The organism is Streptomyces sp. NPDC016640 (genome assembly GCF_043076215.1).
Lineage (GTDB): Bacteria > Actinomycetota > Actinomycetes > Streptomycetales > Streptomycetaceae > Streptomyces.
Map to the genome: position 1 here is coordinate 96,943 of NZ_JBIBRG010000001.1, position 20,079 is coordinate 117,021.

Below are 20,079 nucleotides of genomic sequence, written 5' to 3' on the forward strand. Positions count from 1 at the left end.
TCAGCCCTGCGCCACAGCAGGAGTGCCGACCATGACGGCGTCCGCCCGGTAGGCAATGCCGTGCCGGGCACGGCCGCCGAACTCGCTCTCCCAGGGCCGGGCCACCAGGCCGGACAGGAAGACCGGCGCGCCCATGACCAGGCCCTCGCCGATGCCCTTCTCGGGAACGGTGACCTTGATCATGTCCGAACCGCCCTGGGCGATGAACACCAGCTCCAGGACCATGAGCCGGTCGTTGGTGACCGGGTCCACGGCCACCTCGCCGGTCTGCCGGTCCCTCACCTTGACCTCGGGCAGCTTCGTGACCAGCAGAGTGGCGGACGAAGTGTCCACGGGGATGACACGCATTCTGTGAACCTCACTTGATCGGGCGTCCGTCACAGACGCCGAGCCGCTGAATACCCCCCTAGACAGCGCAGAGGGGAACCCACCCCAACTGTCTAGGGGGGTTGACGGCTACCGTAACGCGACACCCCGACAACTGTCTAGGGGGGTATACGAGCGCCGTGTCGGCAGAGTGACCGGCGCTCTATGAAAGCGCCCAGTGCAGGGCGGTGGCGTCATCGTGCGCCTTGCCCCGCGGCCAGCGCCGGCCGTCAGGGTCGCCCTCCTCCGCCTTACGGGTCTGGCGGATCAGTTCGTCCGGGCCGGCGGAGTCGAGGAGAGCCGAAGTCTCGTCCCACGAGGCAAGCCCGAAGCGGTCCACCAGCCGTGTCGCGCCGTCACTCAGCAGCGTCACCGAGGCCAGGGAGTCAAGCGGCACCGTGCCGGTCAACGCATGCTCGGCCGCGAGCGGATCGGGACCGGCGATCCAGAAGCCGCCCGGCCGGTTCCGGAGAGACGTCAGGGCGTCCCGGTACTCGGCCAGTGCGGCGGCATGTTCTGGCGAACCGGTGGGCAGCTCGTCGACCGACCCACGAAGCCGCGCGCCGACCTCGTCTAGACGCCGGTCAGTGATGACGGAAGAGCTCCCGTCCCGCTTCGCGAGGAGCAGTGAGGAGTCACCAAGCACGAGGTGTTCGAGTACTCCGCCATGGGCACGGACGGCAACGACCGTGCTGGTCGGACTGGTCCGGTACTCCAGGTCGCAGACGTCCTCGTGAAGCGAGCGGGTGATGCGGATGGAGTCGGCCAGACACTCGGCGAGCGACCAGGCCGGACGCGCGACGAGGGTACGCAGCAGCAGCGCACCCAGAGTTCCGGAGAACCAGGCGACGCCGTGCACGCACCCGGTTTCCACGCCCCCTACGCCGGCGCCATCGAGGAGGACGGCGGCATCAGATGCGGCAGCGGCGAAGTCCTCGTTCTCACTGTCCGGCGTGGACGGCGAGGTACCGAGGGTGAACCTCACTCCGCCGTCTCCTCGTCGTGACGGTATAGCGGGCAGACCAGTTCGACGGACCGCGGCTCACTGGTCTCCGGGTCGTACTCGACCCCTACCAGCGTGGAGAACCGGCGATCTCCCACCTGCCCCCAAAGGGAGTTGAGTTCGGAGGAGAGCAACTGGACGACACCGAGCGATCCTTGCGTGTGGATACCGGCGATGGCCAGGAGCGAGCCCTTGCCGTCCGGGCGCGGCAGTCGGCCGAGATAGCCGATGTCGTACGGCCGGGCCGGATCACTGTCCTGCCCCGACCGGTGCACGGTGCCGGTGAGCCGGTCCACGACCGTCCAGGGGCCGCCTTCCGCCTTCTCCCAGCGCAGCACAGGGTCTTGAGCATAGGTGTTCCACATGTCCTGTGACATGCGCGGCCCGCAGACGACGACCAGGCCGTCGCGGTTCAGGTCGATCTCTCCGCTCACCGGTACGTGCTCGGAGGTGACGGCGAGCCCGTACGACCGCGCCAGGTCCTCCAGACGCTTGCCAGAACTGACGTCGTCCACGGCAACGACCGTGCGCCCGCGTTCGTCATCCCGCCGCAGCGGAGTCGCGACCGTGACGGCGCCCGACCCGAGGAACGCGCCCTCGGGCGCCGGGCCGGTGTGGCGGATCTGGTGAATGCGTCCGCGACTGAGGCCGGCCTTCGCCGCGATCTGCGCGTACGACAGTCCTTGTGCATGGAGGTCCTGCACCACGCGGCGCCGCAGCCGAGCGAGTTCGGTGACCTCCTGCTGTGCGTCGGCCAATCGCGTCGTGACCTCACGCAGGAGCAGGTACGGATCATCGATCGCCATGATCCGTTGCAACTCGTCCGACATGTGCTCACCTCCTTGCCTTACCCAAGAGTCTAGGCCCCTAGACGAAACGGGCAGGAGTGGCCGGCCCGACCGGACGCCAATCACGTGGAAGCCGGACCGGCGCCGAGGCACCCCGCGAGGAGTCATTCCCTGCCGCCCGCGCGACGGCCGAGGAGAAGCAGGCTGGAGGTGGTCACACCCCCTCCCGCACCAGATCTGCCCACACCGAAGAGCCCTTCGGCAGAGACTTGGCACCCCAGTCCTTCGCGCAAGCCGCCACCAACATCAGCCCGCGGCCGCCCTCTTCCAGGCCGGTCGCGTTCCGCATCATCGGAGCGCTGTCGCCGCCCTGGTCGATCACCTCGATGCGCACGAAGTCCGCACCGAAGCCGACGACCACGAGGAACCAGCCGCCGGCCTTGCCGCTCAGCGAGTGGCGTACGGCGTTGGCCGCCAGTTCCCCGGCGACCAGGGCCCCCTCGTCGACGCAACCCCACTCCTCGAGTAAGACGGCTACGAAGTGGCGAGCTTCGGCGACTTGTTCAGGCAGGCCAGGGAAGGCACGGCACCACTTGGTGAGCACGGCAACACTCCTCGTCTAGAGGGCTAGACAGCACGAGGAGCAGGGTATTCCCACATGCGACACCAATCTAGGCATGCAGAGGAATTATTCCTCTACTGAGTGACGGCAGTCTCCAACCCGCGAAACTCCCCCATCACCTGCATCAGCAGGTCGCGCGCCTCACCGCCGAAGAGAGCCGCGCCCTCGAACCGGCTGAACATCTCCTCGTACCGAGCGAGGTCGTCTGTCTCAGTGGAGACCCGCTCACTGGGGAACGCCTCCACCACGACGGACCGCCGGTCGCAGAGCGTGAAGCCATGACGAGGCAGCACCGGCACCGGCCGAGTCCACGGGATGACCCCGAGTCGCACCGTGTCCAGACTTTCGACGGCCAACAGCCGATCGAGCTGAGCGAGCATCAGCGACGGCGTCCCCGGCCACGTCCGCAGCACCGCTTCCGTCAACACGAACACCGACTCACGCCCCGGCTCGTACAACAGGCTCTGTCGCTCCACCCGAGCAGCGACGGCCCGGCCTACCGCCTCAGCATCCAGGCCCGGTGACGTCAGGAAGACGTGCCGGGCGTACTCGGCGCTCTGGAGCATGGCCGGCAGGACCACACACTGAAAGGAGCGCACCAGCCGAGCACCGCGGACCGACTCATCCACGACGAGCTCCGCGGAGATGTCCCCATCGGAGCCAGAACCGGTCTCCACAGCAGCAACCGCAGCCAGCAGCTCACGAACCTCACCGACGGTTGACTCATCGAGCCCGAGCCCTCGGGACAACCGGTCCAGCACATCCAGACTCGGGACCATACGCCCGTTCTCGACCTTGGAGACCGTCGGCTGACCCACGCCGGCCTGCTGTGCCAGAGCAGCACCCGTCAGACCGGCATCCGCACGCAGAGCCCGAAGACGTGCCCCAAGCACCTTCATCCGCTCGCGCCGTTCACTCCCCATACTCAGGGTTCTACACCACGAGCCAGCAGCCACCAGGCACAAGAGCAGCCTCAACGACCAGCAACACGAGCGTGATTCAAACTCTCTCTACTGGTTCAAGGCGGCTCGCTCCGCTCACCGCGCGCGGCCCGGCCCCCGGCCGGGCCTGCGCTCCTGTCTCCGCCCCGCTCCAGCCCGGCCGGCGCCCGTGCCGCGCACACAGCAATCAGTCGCCTGATGCCAGAGAAGGGGTACGTCGTGGCTGGGGCGGTCGGCTCCGCGGCTTTACGGAGCCACTTTGGCGCGAGCCTCGAAGATCATGGCCCCAACGTCGTGCTTTACCGGGCAGGTCCACAGACTGCCCGACGCGCCGGAAGCTTACGGGGCCATGATCACTCGCGCCAAAGCAGCGCCACCCCAAAGCCGCTCCACCGACCTGAGCCGTGGGCGGCGAGAGACAGGGCGCGGATCGCTGGTCGACATCGTTCCTGTAGGGGAGAGTAGTCGGTTCGACTGCCGCCACGGCGGACAACTCGGCATCGAGCAGCGGGCCCCAGCTTCCGCCGACGAGGCACTCAACCTCCAGAACGCCGACATCGCCATCCAGCACGTACGAAGCAACCTCTACGCCTCAGCAGCCACGCTAGTGGCAGCGCACCAGCCCTACACTCGAAGAACCCGAACCCGCCACAGCCCGCCTGCTAGGCCCAGCCATGCAGGCGCTCCCCTTCGGGTGAAGGTTCGCCCAGCAACAGAGTTCACAGAACGGGCCGGAGGTCAGCCTCTCGTCGCCAACCGTCGAGGGGAAGGCCCAATCCCCTCGCCTGGGTGAGCCTCCTTAGCACCCACGTGGGGTTGGTACGCCTCAGGAATCGGGACAGGCGCGACGGCACGCGGGACCCTCAGCTGACGCACGGGCAGCAGAGACGGCGCCCTCGCCAAAAGACGAGACCTGGCTGAAGCCCCGCCCAGCTCAAGGTCTCTCACGATCGTCCGCCCCAGTACCTCTGCAAGTAGCGGAGGGGTCGCGTTACCCACCATCCTCCGACCAGCACGGAACGGCTGATCAATGATCCATTCATCAGGGAAGGTCTGCAAGCGCATCTGCTCACGCACAGAAAGGGGCCGATTGTCCCAGTGGAACGGCCCCGTGCTCGGCCCAGGAGAGGCCGGCAAGGTCCAGGACGGTCGATCCTTGGCCAGCTTCAGCAGAAACGACCAGTACCGGGTTCGCCAGCCGAAGAGTTCCTCACCGTCGCCACGAGCCGTGAGATGGAGATAGTTGCCACCTTCTGGGATGGAAGGCAGTAGCGCTGCCCATTGCCCTGTAGCAACAGGCTTCTCATCCTCTTCAAGATCCCAAAGCACGTCCCAGGCCCGCATCGGGTCGCCTGCGTGAGTCGCCTCCGGCAGGTGAACCTCTGCACCGTCCCGGTACGCAATGCCGATAGCCCGACGTCGATGCTGAGGCACCCCGTAGTCAGCTGCATCAACGACCTTGGCCACCATCCTGTAGGAGGTACCATGCCGATCGTTGATACCCGCGAGCCCCTCGTCAATGACCTCGGAGGCGTTCCCGTTCCCTCTCAAGAACCCCTCAACGTTCTCGACGAGCAATGCCCTAGGGAGGAAACCCTCAACCAGGTCGAGCATCCCATGCACACACTTGGCTCGGTCGTCCTCCATGCCACTGCGGGCAGTCGAAGCCCACTGCGCAGCCTTTGAAAACGGCTGACAAGGCGGCCCCCCCGCAATGAGGTCGAGTTGCCCGCGCTTCAACCCTAGCGCTCGGGGAGTGAGGTACTGGGCAGCAGTGTTGACATCGCCGTTGCCAGGCATGGCCCATCCCGGCCGATTGGCTGCGAGCACAGCCCTGGCTTCAGGGTCAACTTCCAGGCAAGCGACGGTAGCCAGCCCAGCCCTCTCCAGACCCACGTCAAGGCCACCCGCTCCGGTAAACAGAGAGAGCACCTTCCCCATGGGCCGGGTTCGCGCTGACGATCGTGCGGCGGTCAACGGAGGCACTCCCCGAAGTAGATCTGCTCAGTGTCTTGACAGAGGGAGCTCACCGGAGAAAACCGCAGCTGTCAAGGCAACCGGGCAGTTCAGCGAGCACAGACACCGAAGAATATCCGACAGACGTTCGAAAAGCGACCAATGTCCTACCGATGGGCTAACGTCTTCCTACGCAGATGAGGGGGTTGCCCATGGACTATGACAGCTGGAACAGAGTTCTCACGGAACACTTCTTCCCTCTCCGTGAACCAGCAGCCCCTGTGTACTTGTCGGTAGACGATGCCCTGCTCACCGAACTGCTGACCAGGCACACCCAGACTGCCACAACGCCCACGACTGCAGCCGAGAACTTCCAAACTGCCATCAGGAGCCGGGTCTTCGGGCGCGACCCCTTCGAAGGCATCGCCTCCAGTGCTCGCCGCTGGCGCCGACACGGGGCCGCGGGCCACCCGCCTTTCATAGCACTCCTCGCAGCAACAGTGCTCGCAGCCTCCAGGATGAACCGCTCCGACAACACTGCAGCCGGCAGGTTTTCCTACTATGGTCCGCTGCGCGAGCTGCTCGGCCTGCACGAAGGCTCCGGCATGCCGGACGGCTACGACGTGATCGTCCCCACCCTGTGGGGTCACCTGAAGTGGTGGCTGACCGAGCATGAACAGGGCCGCCGCGGCCTGCCCTCCGCTATTCCCCATCCGACCCAGGTCAACATCGGCTGGTCCCTGTCCCAAGCCGTTCTGGTCGGATCGGACCGCGTGCAAGTCGGGCTGTTCCTGTCAGCGATCGGAGCACAGCCGGGAGATTCGGTCCCCGAAGCGGAACTCCTCGACCGGTTCCAGGAGTGGGTACGGCTCAACCGGCCCAGCCCGCGAGTCCAGCGCGCTCTGGCATCGCCGGAGTTGCGACCGATCCTGGCAAGCATCCTGCAGCAGGAACTCACCCACTACGACGGGCTCCCGAGAAACTCCGCTGGCCTGCCGTGTGTGCCCTTGTCTCTCACGACCGATGCAGGCGGTTTCCCGTACGGCATCGCGGCCCGCATCCCCTCCCACCTCCGTCTCGAATCGCTCAGCCTGAGCGGCGACGTCATCACGGTTCCCTCCGGCGCGGAATGGTTACCTCTCACGCCTCCGGACCAGAAGCTCACTCCGGGACCGGCACTCGAACTGGCCGCCGACAACGCTACGCTGATGCTCCCCGCTCGCGACCTCTACGTCCTCCAGGCCAACGACTTGGTCGGGAAGTGGACGTCCGTCAATACAGCGGAAATCGGGGTTCCGCATCGGGTATTGGTGAGGACTGACTTCGCAGCGCAGGCGGAGGCGGTGATGCTTGCCTGTGGGTCAGACGCCGTACGCCAGCCCCGCAGAGTTCAGGTGCCGCCCGGCTGGACGTTGTTCAAAGACTACACACCGACCCGATCCGCGACGGTGTCCGGCGTCGTCGGCCCGCTGGCCCCACTGCACCAGCAGCTGGCCCGCCTGTCCGGCGGCCTCCGCATCGATGGCGGCAGACAGACCTACCTCCTCGGGTACGCACCCGATCTGGTTCTGCCAGCGACTCACGATGACCATCCGCCTGCCGTCACCATCAACGGGGTGCCCTTGCCGCCGATTTCCCCGGCCTCGACGGACACGATCACGATTCGGCTAGCGGATCGAGTGCACTCCGTCGGCGAGCACCAGATCGGGGTCGGGAATCGCAAGCTCACATTCACCCTGGTCGAGCGCTACCGGGAGAGAGTTGCCCTGCCGCTACTAGCGCTCCCTCCGAGGAGCAACAAGCTGGCCACAATCCCCAGCAAGGTCCAGAACACGGCAAATCCGTCGGCGCGCGCCCCCTGGCTGCCGCCCGGTCATTTGTCCGGCTCGTTCTTCGGGGACTACCAACCCGACCTGCTTCCTTCTACGAGCCTCCTGCGCCTCGGCGGCTCGATCTACGCCCTAGGCGAGAATCGCCTCGCTGCCCAGCTCGTTCCCGAAGCGCCAGCCTGGATCGCCACCATGGACCAAGTGCCTCACGCGATCGACATCGAACCGCTGCTCGTTGCTCTGCCTTTCCAAGCTCTATGGCTGCTTCAGGTAACCGGTTCCCAGAACGCCAGGGCCTGGCGAGCCCTGATCGTCCAAACCGGATCATGTGGCACGTGTGACGCACCTTCAGGGAGCTGGACGATTCTCAGCCAAGCCGACTGGCACAGGCTGACCTCGGGGAACATCACCACCACCGCACTGGCTTGTGCACAAGACTGGACCGACTACACGGCAGGGAAGTGAATGGTGCACGACGAGCTGCTCCTGTGGTGCTCCGAACGCGGTGCCGGGAGCCTCGATGCCTTCCACGCCACGTACACATGGCTGGGGAAGGGCAAGCAGGAAAGTTCCACGCTGGACTGGCGCATCGCGTTGTATAACCTGCAGGTTCTCGGCCATGTCGAAGTGGACTGGGAAGCCCGGATCTGGAGTGTGACGCCACCGGTCCTCACTACCTTGCCCAATTCCGGAGGGCACGCGCTCCTGGTGGGGCAAAGGCCGCTCTGGCTCATACAGCGGCTGGAACGGCTGCACGAAGACCCTGACCCTGGTACGGCCGCACTCGCGCAGTCCGTGGTAGCACTTCCGCCACATCGACAGGCCAACGGCCCGTCGGTGCGGATGGTGACACTGGCGGATCCTGAGGAATGCCGCGCTCTCTGCAAGGTACTCGGCATCGCCTTCGAGGACCGCGCCGCGGATCAACTCGTTCTGCGTCTTCCCCGCTTCCAAGAAATGCTTACCGAGCGTGGCGTACAGCGGGGGCCCGGCGGCATCGATCCTCAGAAGATGTCCGAGGGGGGCAGTGACCTCTGGACAGATGTCGAAGGCCACGGCGAACCACCTCTCCACGGCGCCTACAGATATCAGCGCTACAACACCCACCGCTATATCTACTGGATCGGCATGAGCGGCTTCATCGCCGACAAGCGCACGGTGGTGTACGCGGAACTCGCGCGCGCACAACGCTGGGTGCTGCGATACAGCCCGCTACGGCGGGAACTCTACGCCCCGAAACGCATGCAACTACCGCATCTCCACGCCCGCGCCGCAGTGCTGCGCAGCGGGCTGCTGCCGCAACTAACCGCGCTCGACCCACAGACAGAGCCAGACCGGCAGTCGATCCCTGGGCACAAGAGTTACGTCAAATACGTGAACGTTGACGAGTCATTCGCCAGAAAATTGGCCGAATCCCTATACCAGAAACTTCAACTCGTCCCCTAAGTCCGGACCCCCGTGAGGATCTTGATGTCTGGCATCTCTCCGTCGGCCGTCCACCGCCGACTTGCCGAGTACTTCCAGCGGTACTACGACACCGCCTACTCCCTTCGCGACTCTTCGGTGGGCGAGGAACTCAGAGGGCTACTCCGCACTCCCGGGGTCCTCTTCCAGGAGCCGTATCTGGAGCTGTTGCCTCAATACGTGCAGTCAGCCCAGACCCTGGAAGAGCTGACGGCGCAAATAGGGATTCCGGAGTTCGCCGGACTTCTAGGAACCGGTCTTCTCCGAGGAATCCCCAGGCTCTACACCCACCAGGCGGACGCGCTGAGGGCAAACAACCGCGGACGGGACATCGTGGTGACGTCCGGAACCGGTTCCGGAAAGACCGAAGCCTTCCTCGTCCCGGTGCTGGCCAGGCTGACCAATGAATCCCGCCAGTGGGCACCGGCAGGGCCCCAGGGTACCGAGCAACCCTGGTGGCGCACGTCACAGCACTGGCAGGCTCAGCGCCGCGGAAGCGGTCGCCCCTCGGCCATGCGCGCCATGTTCCTCTATCCAATGAACGCGCTGGTGGAGGACCAGCTGATCAGGTTGCGGCGTAGCCTGGATGCACCAGACGTACGCGACTGGTTCGAAAGGCACCGTGCCGGCAACCGCTTCCACTTCGGACGCTACACCGGCCGCACCCCGGTTGCCGGCCCGCTGGAGCTAGCTTCCAAGCCGAACTCCTCCAAAATGAAGGAGTTGCGCAGGACTCTGGCCTCGATGGAAGACCGAAGCCGCCAACTGGAGCAGCGCATCGCGGACGGCCTTGTGGAGGACGAGGAAGCCCGCTACTTCCTCCAGCGCCCCTTCGGGGCCGAAATGCGTTCTCGCTGGGACATGCAGGTCGCTCCGCCGGACATCCTCATCACCAACTACAGCATGCTCAACATCATGCTCATGCGCCGAGACGAGGATCCCATCTTCGATCGGACCCGTGACTGGCTGAAGAGTTCCAAGGACCACGTCTTCAGCCTGGTCGTGGACGAACTCCACATGTACAGGGGAACTCAGGGCACTGAGGTCGCCTATCTCCTACGCAAGCTTATCGACCGGCTCGGGTTGTCCACCGATTCGGACCAACTGTCCGTGATCGCCACCTCCGCTTCTATGGATCCGGAAAACCCGGTGGACCGGAAGTTTCTGAGCGACTTCTTCGGACGGTCAGCTGACCGCTTCTCCGTGCTGGCCGGTGAACGCGTCCGGACCAAGGGCAGGACTGATCTCATGCCCTGGGCAGACACCATTGGCCAAGGAACAGGCGCCCTGCCGCCTCTTCCTGACCGGCACGCGGCGCTCCAGGCCGCGTTCAGCGTGAGCGACGAGGACGACTCCCCCCGAGCGAAGCCCCTCACCGATGTATCCGTCAAGCTCTTCCCTGGCCTCGCACCCGACAAGGCTCTGAAGGCCACCGACGCACTCATCTCGCGCCTCGACGGGGAGGCGGATGCCGGCTCGCGATTCCGGCTCCATCTGTTCTTCCGGAACGTCACCGGCATATGGGCGTGCGCGGATCGCAACTGCTCCAAGGTACAACCGCGCACCGCGGAGTCACCGGCGGACCGGCTGGTCGGAAAGCTCTACAGTCGGCCCAGGTATGCCTGTGAATGCGGCGCTCGCGTCCTGGAATTGCTGTACTGCGACACGTGCGGAGAGGTCTTCCTCGGCGGATTCAATTCTCCGACAATCGGCCCTGATCCCACCAGGCGCTACCTGGTCTCCACCGCAACCGATCTCGAATCCCTCCCGGACAAAGCGCGCTTCGATCGCACCGCAGATGTGTACAGCATCTTTCTGCCCACTGCAGGAGAACGCTCCGGTCTCGACATATCGCCGCACAAACACAAGGGTGGCCGACCGGGGGCGAAGAATCGGACGGAGTACACGTTCACTTTTGTTCCGGCCGTGCTGGATCCCGTGAGCGGCAAGGTTGGCAGCTACCCGGACGAGGAGAACAACGGATACCTGCTGGTGGCACAGAGCCAACCGCAGAACCACCTCGGTAAAGTCCGCGCCTTCCCCACGGTCTGCCCCTGCTGCGGGGAAGACAAGGAGATCTTTAAGAACGTTCGCCAGTTCGAGGACCCGTCGCGGTCCAGGTCCCCCATCCGCACCATGGGTACAGGTTTTGAGAAGTCCAACCAGGTCCTGACCGATGCCCTCAAGAGGCAGCTGCAGACGAAGATCGTCGTCTTCTCGGACAGCCGACAGGACGCGGCCCGCATCTCGGCGGGCCTGGAGCGGTCGCACTATCAGGACTTGGTCAGGCAGCTCGTGATCGCCGCCCTCGATCATCCGAAGGATCTCGTGGCCCTGGCAGCAGAGTTCTTCAAGGGGAACCAGGCAGGCCAGGCCGCGCTAACCCAGCTCACAGCGACTGGTTCACCCGATCTGGTTGCAGCAGTGGTCGCCTTGGCCCACGACAACCTCACCCCCGAGCACGAACGCGTGCTGGCGGACTACCGGGCCCAGCAGAAGGGCCCGACACTTGTCGAACTCGGCAACGCAGTCAGCTCGCAAGCAGTCACATACGGCGTGCATCCCGGTGGGCCCTCGTTCTCGCTGAGCGCAAGCACCGAGTCACGGAGCTGGACCAATCTCTACGACTGGACCAGTGGCGTCCCGGTCCCACGGCCCGATGCTTCCCTCACCAACGATCTGTGCGTCCTGAGTTCCGAAATCCACCGGACAGTGCAAGCACAGGTCCAGCAGGCGGTCTTCGCGGGAGGCGGCCGTGACCTGGAATCGCTCGGCATCGGCCATGCCTCTCAGGACATCACCTTCAAGAGCCGGTTGCTCGATGAAGAGGTCTTCCACCAGGTGTGCCTGTCCACGCTGAGGCTGCTGGGTGTGCGCCGCCAGTTTCAGGAGCAGCGACCTGAGCCGCCAGCGAATCTGCACACGGCAGCGAGAAAGTACATCAACGCCGTCGCACGACGTCACGACGTATTCCCGGACGCACTGGTCCAAGAGGTAAAGAATGCACTGGGTCTGAGCGACGCCGAGCCCAGGATCGAAGGGCAGAAGATCAGGATCGTCCTGGCCGGCGGGACCGAATGGCGCTGTGAACGCTGCACCAGAAGGCACCTGCACGGCTCCGCCGGCGTCTGTGCCTTCTGCCTCAGCTCACATCTCGTAGCCGAACCCCTCGACCCGGATTCCGTCACCCTGGACGACTACTACACCTTCCTGGCCCGCGAGGCCGGGATTCCCTTCAGACTCCACTGCGAAGAGCTGACGGGCCAGACCGACAACGACGACGCGCAAGCCCGGCAAGCCCTCTTCCAGTCAGTCTTTCTGAGCGGGAAGGACATCGAGTTGGTCGATGAGGTCGACCTGCTCAGTGTCACCACCACGATGGAGGCCGGCGTCGACATCGGCGCGCTCCGCGCGGTGGTAATGGCGAACATGCCACCACAGCGCTTCAACTACCAGCAGCGTGTGGGCCGGGCCGGCCGCCGGCTCGATCACCTGTCCATCGCCCTGACACTGTGCCGTGGCACCAGGACCCATGACGACCACTACTTCCAGCACCCCAATCGGATCACCGGCGATCCCTCGCCGAGCCCATACGTGGATCTCGATCGCCTGGAGATCCTGCTCCGTTGCTACGCCGCAAGCCTGCTGACTCTCGCCTTCCGGTCGGTCGAGGGAACGTCCGACTGGGATCCGGGACGCAATGTCCACGGGCCATTCGGGACCGTCAGCGGATGGCTATTGGTGCGGGATGACATCCGAAACTGGCTGGCCGGGAACGACATTGCTAAGAGACACGCGGGCCAGGTACTCCTGCAAGGGGCGTCTCCTGGCGCGCCTTCGCTGGATGATCTGGTCTCCTGGGCCACTTCCCGTCTCTACTCCGAGATCGAGGAGGTGGTGACGAACGCGCCAGACGCGGGTCCGCTCAGCCAGTCGCTCGCGGAGCACGGAGTGCTCCCCATGTTCGGATTCCCCACCCGGGTTCGCAACCTGCATCATCAGAGGCCGCACGGACCGGAACTCACCGACGTCATCGACCGGGACATCGACATCGCCATCTCGGAGTGGGCGCCCGGCGGTGAAGTGGTCAAGGACAAGGCGTTGCACACAGCAGTCGGCCTCGTGACGTACGAGCCCGCGGGCGGGCAGTGGCTGCCAGGCAAGGCTCCGGACAGTGATCGCCTCATGGTGGGCATCTGCGCCAAGTGCCTCTCCGTCAATCTCCGCGAATCCGAGCACTCGTGTCCTGTGTGTGGGGCCACCGCAGGAGAAGCCGGCGACTACCGGATGCTCCCGTCGTGTCAGCCGCTCGGATTTCGTACCAGCTACAAGGCTCAGGATTACGACGGCACCTTCGAGTTCACACCACGCGCGTTCTCCGCACGCCTCACCCTCGACACGACATCAGCGCTCGTCCCACGCTGCACTAAGGCCGCTGAATTCAGGAGTGGTCAGGGACGCATCGTGGTGGTCAACGCAGGAACTGGCGAGGGATACCAATTCGGCAAGGTCAAGGGATACGACGGTCTGCTGGACACAAAACTCCTGGCCGATGCCGACCGCGCGAGAGATCTGGGCCTGCCCACACAGCCTTCGGTCAGCAACGAAGAAAAGCTGGCACTGGCCTCAGTGAAACTCACCGACGTTCTTTTGGTCGGCCTCCGCGAGCAACCCGCCGATCTGGCCCTCGACCCAAGACGCATGGCCGCAAGGGCTGCTTGGCTCTCACTCGGTACGGTTTTCAAACTGGCTGCCGTCAGGCTGCTGGACATTGACGGAAGAGAACTCTCGGCTGGCCTGTATCCCGACCGAGGAGAAGAAGAGGGCAGCGTCAAGGCACAAGTCTTCCTCTCGGACACCTTGGAGAACGGAGCCGGATATTCGACCTGGCTGGGGAAGCGCCCTACCGACTTCCTGCTCGCCGCGCGGGAGGTCGCAGCCGATCTCACCCGACACCGCTCCGGTAGCTTGAAGGCCGGGCCATGCGACTCGTCCTGCTACGACTGCCTGCGGGACTACAGCAACAGCGCCTACCACCCGCTGCTCGATTGGCGCCTTGCCACACAGATGGTCGAACTGCTCGATGGGGAGAACCCCGACTTCACCGCTGAGGAGGACTACGCGTTCGAGCGTGTCGAGCAGTTCGCCAGAAGCTTCTCGCACTGGAAGGCCGATTCCTCTCATGGCCTGCCAGTCCTGAAAGACATCCAGCACGAGGATCTCGCTGTCCTCATCACCCATCCTCTTGAGTCCTGGACCGGTCCCGCCCGCTCGAAGCGTGTGGCCCGAGCTCTGGCCTCACTGGAAGCAGAGGGCTTCGAGGTGTTCGAGTCGTTCGAGAACCCGGTCCTGGACAGCGAACCGCCACAGCGCGCGATCGTCGGGGTCGACACGTTCGAGCTGCTTCGGCGGCCCGGCTGGATCGAGTCGAGACTGCAGAGCCTCTTCGATTGACCGGTCGGGCAAAGGGCAGGGACCTGTTTCTGGACCCCTGCCCTCTACCACCGACTCTCCTGCGCTTTCGCGCACCTGACAGTTCCGCTCATATCAGTTCTGGTGGATACACGTCTGGAGTACGCTGATGCATTTTCTTGTAGTGCCTCGCAGCGCGGGCTTCACCGTGCCTTCCACCCTTCCGGCACTCGTCCTTCGGCGCGACCTTTGGGATGATTTTGGATTTAAAACCATGTTCGATGCCTATCTGTACCCTTCCCGAACAGAAGCATCTATTGACTTGGGATCCGTAAAGATCATAAAAAGAGGGCAGAGCGGCGGCCCCACCGAGATCCCCGAAAGTTTCGTCCAACTCGATGATAGTTACTGCTCGCTCGGGCAAGCTTTTTCCTACTACGAAGCGCTGCACGGACTTCCAGAAGAACTACGCGACAGCATTCTGTTCGGCCTCCGCGATATCGCAATCGATCCCTCACTCAGGGAATCGTTTGCCAATGAGCCGGCGATGACCGCCTCACTCCTGCGCTACGGGAACGCCGAACTCGCATTGAGAGACGCCACGGCCCTGTTCGGAGGAACGATAGCCTCGCAGGACAGCAAGCTCGCGTTCACGTTCAGAACGAGTGTCGGAGGAGATCCCTTCTCCATTCACTTTGGCTTCGCGGACCGCCTCCCCCTGCCAGGCCGCATCAACGTCGTCGTGGGCTATAACGGATGCGGAAAAACGCAACTCCTTGCGAACCTAGCCAACACCGCGCATGCAGACCTTACCGACCGAGCTGACGAGAACTTTATCAGACGGTATGGAGAATTCCCCGAAGGAAGCGGTGCGCCACGTTTCTCTTCGGTCATAGCTATCTCATATAGCGCTTTCGACACGTTCGACCTACCGGGGAAGAACCGGCAAGAAGAGGAGCGGCTGGAATCCAGCGGCGAGGTCTCCGGATACACCTATTGCGGCCTTAGGAGATATAATCTCAGCCTTGATTCCAATGCGCCCCGCACCGGGTCACTCAAGGGTGCTGAGGAGATCCAGGATGACATCATGTCCGCCCTCGTTAGGGCTAGTACGCCCGAGCGTAAACAGAGACTGGCAGCAGCCCTCTCTCCGCTGAGCCGAGAACCTTCCTTCAAACGAGTTGAGTTGTCCGACACCTTCGCCTTCGACAGTGATTCGTGGCGGGATTCCTTTTCTGGTCTCAGTACCGGACACAAACTCGTGCTCAACATTGTCGTGCAGCTTGTGGCGCACCTGGAACCCGGATCGCTGGTTCTGATCGACGAACCCGAATCCCACCTGCACCCTCCGCTCTTGGCTGCCTTGCTGAAGAGCATCAGCATATCCCTGGATCAGTTCAACTCCTACGCCGTGATAGCGACGCACTCTCCGGTCCTCCTCCAGGAAGTCCCCAGACGTTACGTTAGGGTCCTGCAGCGATTTGGAGAACTCACACTCGTTGCAGAGCCAGAGATCGAAACTTTTGCAGAAAATGTAGGACTGCTCACGCGCCACGTATTCAACTTGGACAGCAGCGCGACCGACTATCATTCAACCCTCCGATCCATGCAGGAGAGTTTGAACCTGGATGAGATCATGGAACTGTTCGACGGCGAGATGAGCGCACAGTCCATTTCCTACCTGGCGAGCATCAGTCGCGATCGGCCCGGTAGATGATTCGGCTCCCTCGCCCGGAAAGAGATTGCCTGGCCGACCTCGATCTCGCCGTGAGCCGTCGACGGCCATCCTCTCGACGTGTCCTCATGGGAATACGCGCGGGAATCATCGACGCCTATGGCGACTACGAGGACGTTCTGCGAGATATTCGCCGTTTTACATCGCTTGCCCACGGTTCCGATGTGCTCACCAAGGCCCTTCTGGGGAATTACGCTCTCCTCGACAGAGGCCGCCCCCTGGAAGATCTCAGAAACTCGATCTTCCGGACAGCACTGACCCGCAACTCTCGGTGTCCACTGTGCGAAAGAGCCCAGGTTTGCGCCCTCGACCACTTCCTTCCAAAGAATGAATTCCCAGAATATTCGATCCTGGCCGATAATCTCATCCCTGTCTGTGAAAGGTGTAATCGACTAAAGGGGGATGAGTGCGACAAGATAGACGGACTACTCATGTTTCACGCATACTTTGACGAATTCCCGGACTGCGAAATACTGCTCACGGACGTAGGTATCGAAAACACCGTCTCAATCGGATATTCGTTGCATCGCTCCGACAAAATCGACAACCTCACCTTCGCAAGAGTCGAAAAGCAATTCAAAATACTTGGACTTTTCGACTTCTATCAGATGGAGGCCATAGCCGAGCTAACGGACCAAATCGATCTTTATGATGAAACATACGCTTCCCTTGGCGATTCAGGATTGCGCTCAACCCTTAGCGCCTTGGCTCGAGGGGCCGAGAGAAAGGGCGTAAACCACTGGAAGGCAGCACTTTATCGTGCCCTATCCAGAAATGCAGAATTTTGTAGCGGCGGTTATCGGAAGCTACTCACATCGCCAATGACTTGACGGCGTCAAATCTGGCGGACACCGCAATAGTAAGTAGCCTGGAGTGCTGAGGACAGCTTGGGTTGCGGCTCCAGATACGGCTGGCATGCCCCGTCGCCACACCGCTGGCCAGCGCTTGGAGCGCGGCAACGAGCCAGCACTATGACCGACCCCGCTCCTGTGGCACCTCCATAGACCCCCGGATCGACTCCGACGGCGGTTCGTGGACTATCCATGGACGAGTGATCGCGAACTGACCGGCAACAAGCTTGTGACCTGTATAGACGTCCCGTACCGAAGTGCCCTCCGGAGCCGTGTGCGCAGGTTCGAATCCTGCCGGGGGCACCTTGCACGAGGTGCCCGAAGACCCCGCCATCAGCGGAAACGCTGAGAACGGGGTCTTCGCGTATGTGCAGGCGTGTGCCGGGGTCCGTGACGGGATTTCGAGGCGTCGCCGCAGGTGAGCCCCGGCAATCGGGAAGGCCTCTGAACAGTTCCAAAGGTCGGGCACTCGGGATCCCCCGAGAAGGGCGCGCGCACGTGACGTGGCCGTCAGCCCAGGGCGCCTACGGGGTGCCGCCGCCGACCTCGATCGCCGCACACCCACGGCACGAGCCGGCCACAACCGGGAATCCGGACGGGCGGCTCCGTGGTCATGACACGGCCTTCGCACCGCGACTGGGCCGTGCGAAGGCCATGAGGGCAAAAACAGTCCCCGGTAGTACTGCACGTGTCCTGGAGCTTCAGTCGTCACTGTCACTCCGGTATCGCGCCGGCTTGCCGGGGGCCTACACCACATCCTGTCCAAGCCACTCCGCCGACTAGACGTCCTCATCGACTTTGTGACTCTTTCGGTGTTGCGGCTTATTAACCAGGTTAGGCAGCATATGCGCCGAGTCAACATTCTGGGCGGAGTTTTTGAACTCGGAGATCGCCCTGGCAGACCTCGTGCGGGACATCGCGAGGATCGGCTACCCGATGAGCTGGGGCATGGAGCATCGACGAGGCCCCTGGACGCGATGCCAGGGGCCTCGGGTGCAGGACCCCGGTGGCAAGGCGGAGGACCGCGGGCGGGTTCGGGAAGACCTGGACGACGTCGGCGCGGCGCTTGATCTCCCGGTTCGGCCGCCGGGGCACCGGAAGGGGGAGTTCGAGCGAGTCGGGGACGCTGCGGATGTCTGCGGGGCTCTTGAGCGTCGTCAGGGGCAATGAGGCGTCGCGCACTCGCCGGAAGGGGTGACCCAGCACGGGGAGGATGAGAGGTGGGATCAGTGGCATGAGTGAGCCTACCGGCAAGTACTCGATCACCATGCCGCGCGACGTCGCGGAAGCGGCCAAGGCCCGCAGCGGCCCCTCCGGCCTGTCCGCCTACGTGGCTGCGGCCGTCGCCCGTCAGATCGAACGGGAGAGCCTCAACGAACTCGTCGCCGTCGGCGAGGCCGAGCACGGCCCCGTCACAGACGAGGAGATCCAGTCCCTGCGGGACCAGCTCCACCAGGCACGCGAGCAGCAGACGCGGGGCGGAGCGAACGCGGTGTGACCCGTTCCCCCGCCATCCCCGGCGGCACCCTGGTCCTCGACAGCGAAGGGCTGGCCAAGGCTGTTCTGCGAGACCGCACAGTGACCGGCTGGCTCGCCCTGGCCCGCACCGATGACCTGCGCGTGATCACTTCGGCAGCCACACTCGTGGAAGTGGTCCATCCCCGGATCAACCGCCCGGCCCTGGAGTGGACTCTTTCCCGCCTGGTCGTCGAACCGGTCACCGAGCCGATCGCCCGGCGCGCCGCCGCGCTCCTCGCCGACACCGGCCTGCACGGCCACGAGTACGCCGTCGATGCCATGCTCGCCGCCACCGCCCTGACCGCCCCGGGGCCGGTGACTGTCCTCACCTCCGATGCCGAGGACCTCATGGCGCTGTGCGGCGGACGCGTCACCGTCATGAAGGTGTGACGCACCGGGCCGCAGCGGGAGGTGACCGGAGCCCGCCCTCCCCTTCTCCACAGCGGGGAACCAGCGCTCGCAAGGGCACGCCCGGGCGGCATGATGGCGGTATGACGGATGGCGTGGGCAGTGGCGCGGAGGACGTGGTGAACGCGGAGCAGGCCGCGGCCTGGAACGGGTACGAGGGGCGGCACTGGGCCGACCATCAGGACCGCTACGACGCGATCAACGACGGGGTCAACGCCCCGCTGCTCGACGCGGCGGCCCTCGCGCCGACCGACCGGGTCCTCGATGTCGGGTGCGGCAACGGGCGCGTCACCCGTCTCGCCGCCGGGCGGGCGGCGTACGCGCTGGGGGTAGACCTGTCGGCGCCCATGCTGGAGCGCGCCCGGGCCGGTGCCGCCGCCGAAGGGCTCGGCAACGTGGAGTTCGTACGGGGCGACGCGCAGGTGTACGGGTTCGGGGAGGCCGCGTTCGACGTGGCCGTCAGCCGGTTGGGGGTCATGTTCTTCGCCGATCCGGTCGCGGGGTTCGGCAACATCGGGCGGGCCCTGCGGCCCGGTGGGCGTCTGGCGTTCGTCTGCCCGCAGGGTTTCGCCCGTATGGACCAGTCCACGGTCTTCGCGGCGATCGGGGAGCACGTACGGCTGCCCGATCTGTCGCGGCCCGCCGGGCCGGGGCCGCAGGCGTTAGCGGACCCCGGTCACGCGAGGCGGGTGCTGACCGGCTCGGGGTTCGGGGACGTGGCCGTCGAGGGCGTCGAGGCGTCCCAGTACTGGGGTGAGGACGCCGAGGACGCCGCCGGGTTCCTCTTCGGGTTCGGGCCGTTGCGGCACTGGCTGCGGGAGGCGGGCGCCGATGCCCGGACGGAGGAACGCGCCCGGCGGGCCGCGGTGGAGGCGTTCCGGACCTTTCAGGAGGGCGGGGGCGGCAGTGGTGTGCGGCTGACGGGCCGCTACTGGGTCGTCACCGCCGTGCGCCCGGCCGGCTGACGGCCCGTCGGCTCCTGCGCCGTCCCCCGTGCGAGCTGCGTAGGGGTGTCTCCTGTGAGGTGACGATTCCCGGGCGGCCGATCCGTGGCGTTCGAGGCGGTCGCGGCGCTTCGGCCGCGGGTCCGTCGAAGGAGTCCTCCTGGGAGTGGTCCGGCGGATTCCGGCCGTGGTGGGCATCGCCGCCACCGGTGGTTGGATCGTGGTCGCGGTCGAGGACGGCC

The 20,079-nt window shown here is 64.5% G+C and carries 14 protein-coding genes; 8 read left to right on the forward strand and 6 right to left on the reverse strand.

Features of this window, described 5'->3' with window-relative positions:
• From ACF07S_RS00475 to ACF07S_RS00500, 6 genes are all read right to left on the reverse strand, one after another.
• Positions 1 to 348, reverse strand: a complete 348-nt coding sequence (locus ACF07S_RS00475) for a hypothetical protein (protein ID WP_385950964.1) — start codon at positions 346 to 348, stop codon at positions 1 to 3.
• 181 nt (positions 349 to 529) lie between these two features.
• The gene (locus tag ACF07S_RS00480) at positions 530 to 1,351 is read right to left on the reverse strand and encodes an integrase (protein ID WP_391973103.1); all 822 of its coding nucleotides are present in this window, start codon (positions 1,349 to 1,351) and stop codon (positions 530 to 532) included.
• The gene (locus tag ACF07S_RS00485) at positions 1,348 to 2,199 is read right to left on the reverse strand and encodes a sigma-70 family RNA polymerase sigma factor (protein WP_391973104.1); all 852 of its coding nucleotides are present in this window, start codon (positions 2,197 to 2,199) and stop codon (positions 1,348 to 1,350) included. The genes ACF07S_RS00480 and ACF07S_RS00485 overlap by 4 nt, the downstream gene beginning before the upstream one ends.
• 172 nt (positions 2,200 to 2,371) lie before the next feature.
• A complete protein-coding gene (locus ACF07S_RS00490) occupies positions 2,372 to 2,761 on the reverse strand; it encodes an ATP-binding protein (protein WP_391973105.1) in 390 nt (129 codons plus the stop codon).
• 92 nt (positions 2,762 to 2,853) lie between these two features.
• Positions 2,854 to 3,702 (reverse strand): helix-turn-helix domain-containing protein, encoded by an 849-nt coding sequence (locus tag ACF07S_RS00495; RefSeq protein WP_391973106.1) that lies wholly within the window; start codon positions 3,700 to 3,702, stop codon positions 2,854 to 2,856.
• Positions 3,703 to 4,458: 756 nt separating this feature from the next.
• On the reverse strand, positions 4,459 to 5,661 hold the full coding sequence (locus ACF07S_RS00500) for a DNA cytosine methyltransferase (RefSeq protein WP_391973107.1): 1,203 nt from the start codon (positions 5,659 to 5,661) through the stop codon (positions 4,459 to 4,461).
• 227 nt (positions 5,662 to 5,888) lie between these two features.
• Between ACF07S_RS00500 and ACF07S_RS00505 the strand changes: the two genes are divergently transcribed.
• From ACF07S_RS00505 to ACF07S_RS00540, 8 genes are all read left to right on the forward strand, one after another.
• A complete protein-coding gene (locus tag ACF07S_RS00505) occupies positions 5,889 to 7,970 on the forward strand; it encodes a hypothetical protein (RefSeq protein WP_391973108.1) in 2,082 nt (693 codons plus the stop codon).
• The gene (locus tag ACF07S_RS00510) at positions 7,971 to 8,951 is read left to right on the forward strand and encodes a hypothetical protein (RefSeq protein WP_391973109.1); all 981 of its coding nucleotides are present in this window, start codon (positions 7,971 to 7,973) and stop codon (positions 8,949 to 8,951) included.
• A 24-nt stretch (positions 8,952 to 8,975) separates the two neighbouring features.
• Positions 8,976 to 14,423 (forward strand): DEAD/DEAH box helicase, encoded by a 5,448-nt coding sequence (locus ACF07S_RS00515; protein WP_391973110.1) that lies wholly within the window; start codon positions 8,976 to 8,978, stop codon positions 14,421 to 14,423.
• A 232-nt stretch (positions 14,424 to 14,655) separates the two neighbouring features.
• Positions 14,656 to 16,098: an AAA family ATPase gene (locus ACF07S_RS00520; protein WP_391973111.1), complete on the forward strand. Its 1,443-nt coding sequence runs from the start codon at positions 14,656 to 14,658 to the stop codon at positions 16,096 to 16,098.
• A gap of 86 nt (positions 16,099 to 16,184) precedes the next feature.
• Positions 16,185 to 16,946: an HNH endonuclease gene (locus ACF07S_RS00525; RefSeq protein WP_391973112.1), complete on the forward strand. Its 762-nt coding sequence runs from the start codon at positions 16,185 to 16,187 to the stop codon at positions 16,944 to 16,946.
• Positions 16,947 to 18,201: 1,255 nt separating this feature from the next.
• Complete coding sequence (locus ACF07S_RS00530; RefSeq protein ID WP_391973113.1) at positions 18,202 to 18,465, forward strand: CopG family transcriptional regulator; 264 nt, start codon at positions 18,202 to 18,204, stop codon at positions 18,463 to 18,465.
• On the forward strand, positions 18,462 to 18,875 hold the full coding sequence (locus ACF07S_RS00535) for a PIN domain-containing protein (protein ID WP_391973114.1): 414 nt from the start codon (positions 18,462 to 18,464) through the stop codon (positions 18,873 to 18,875). Before ACF07S_RS00530 ends, ACF07S_RS00535 begins: the two co-directional genes overlap by 4 nt.
• Before the next feature lie 101 nt (positions 18,876 to 18,976).
• Positions 18,977 to 19,858: a class I SAM-dependent methyltransferase gene (locus ACF07S_RS00540; protein ID WP_391973115.1), complete on the forward strand. Its 882-nt coding sequence runs from the start codon at positions 18,977 to 18,979 to the stop codon at positions 19,856 to 19,858.
• Positions 19,859 to 20,079 lie beyond the last annotated feature (221 nt).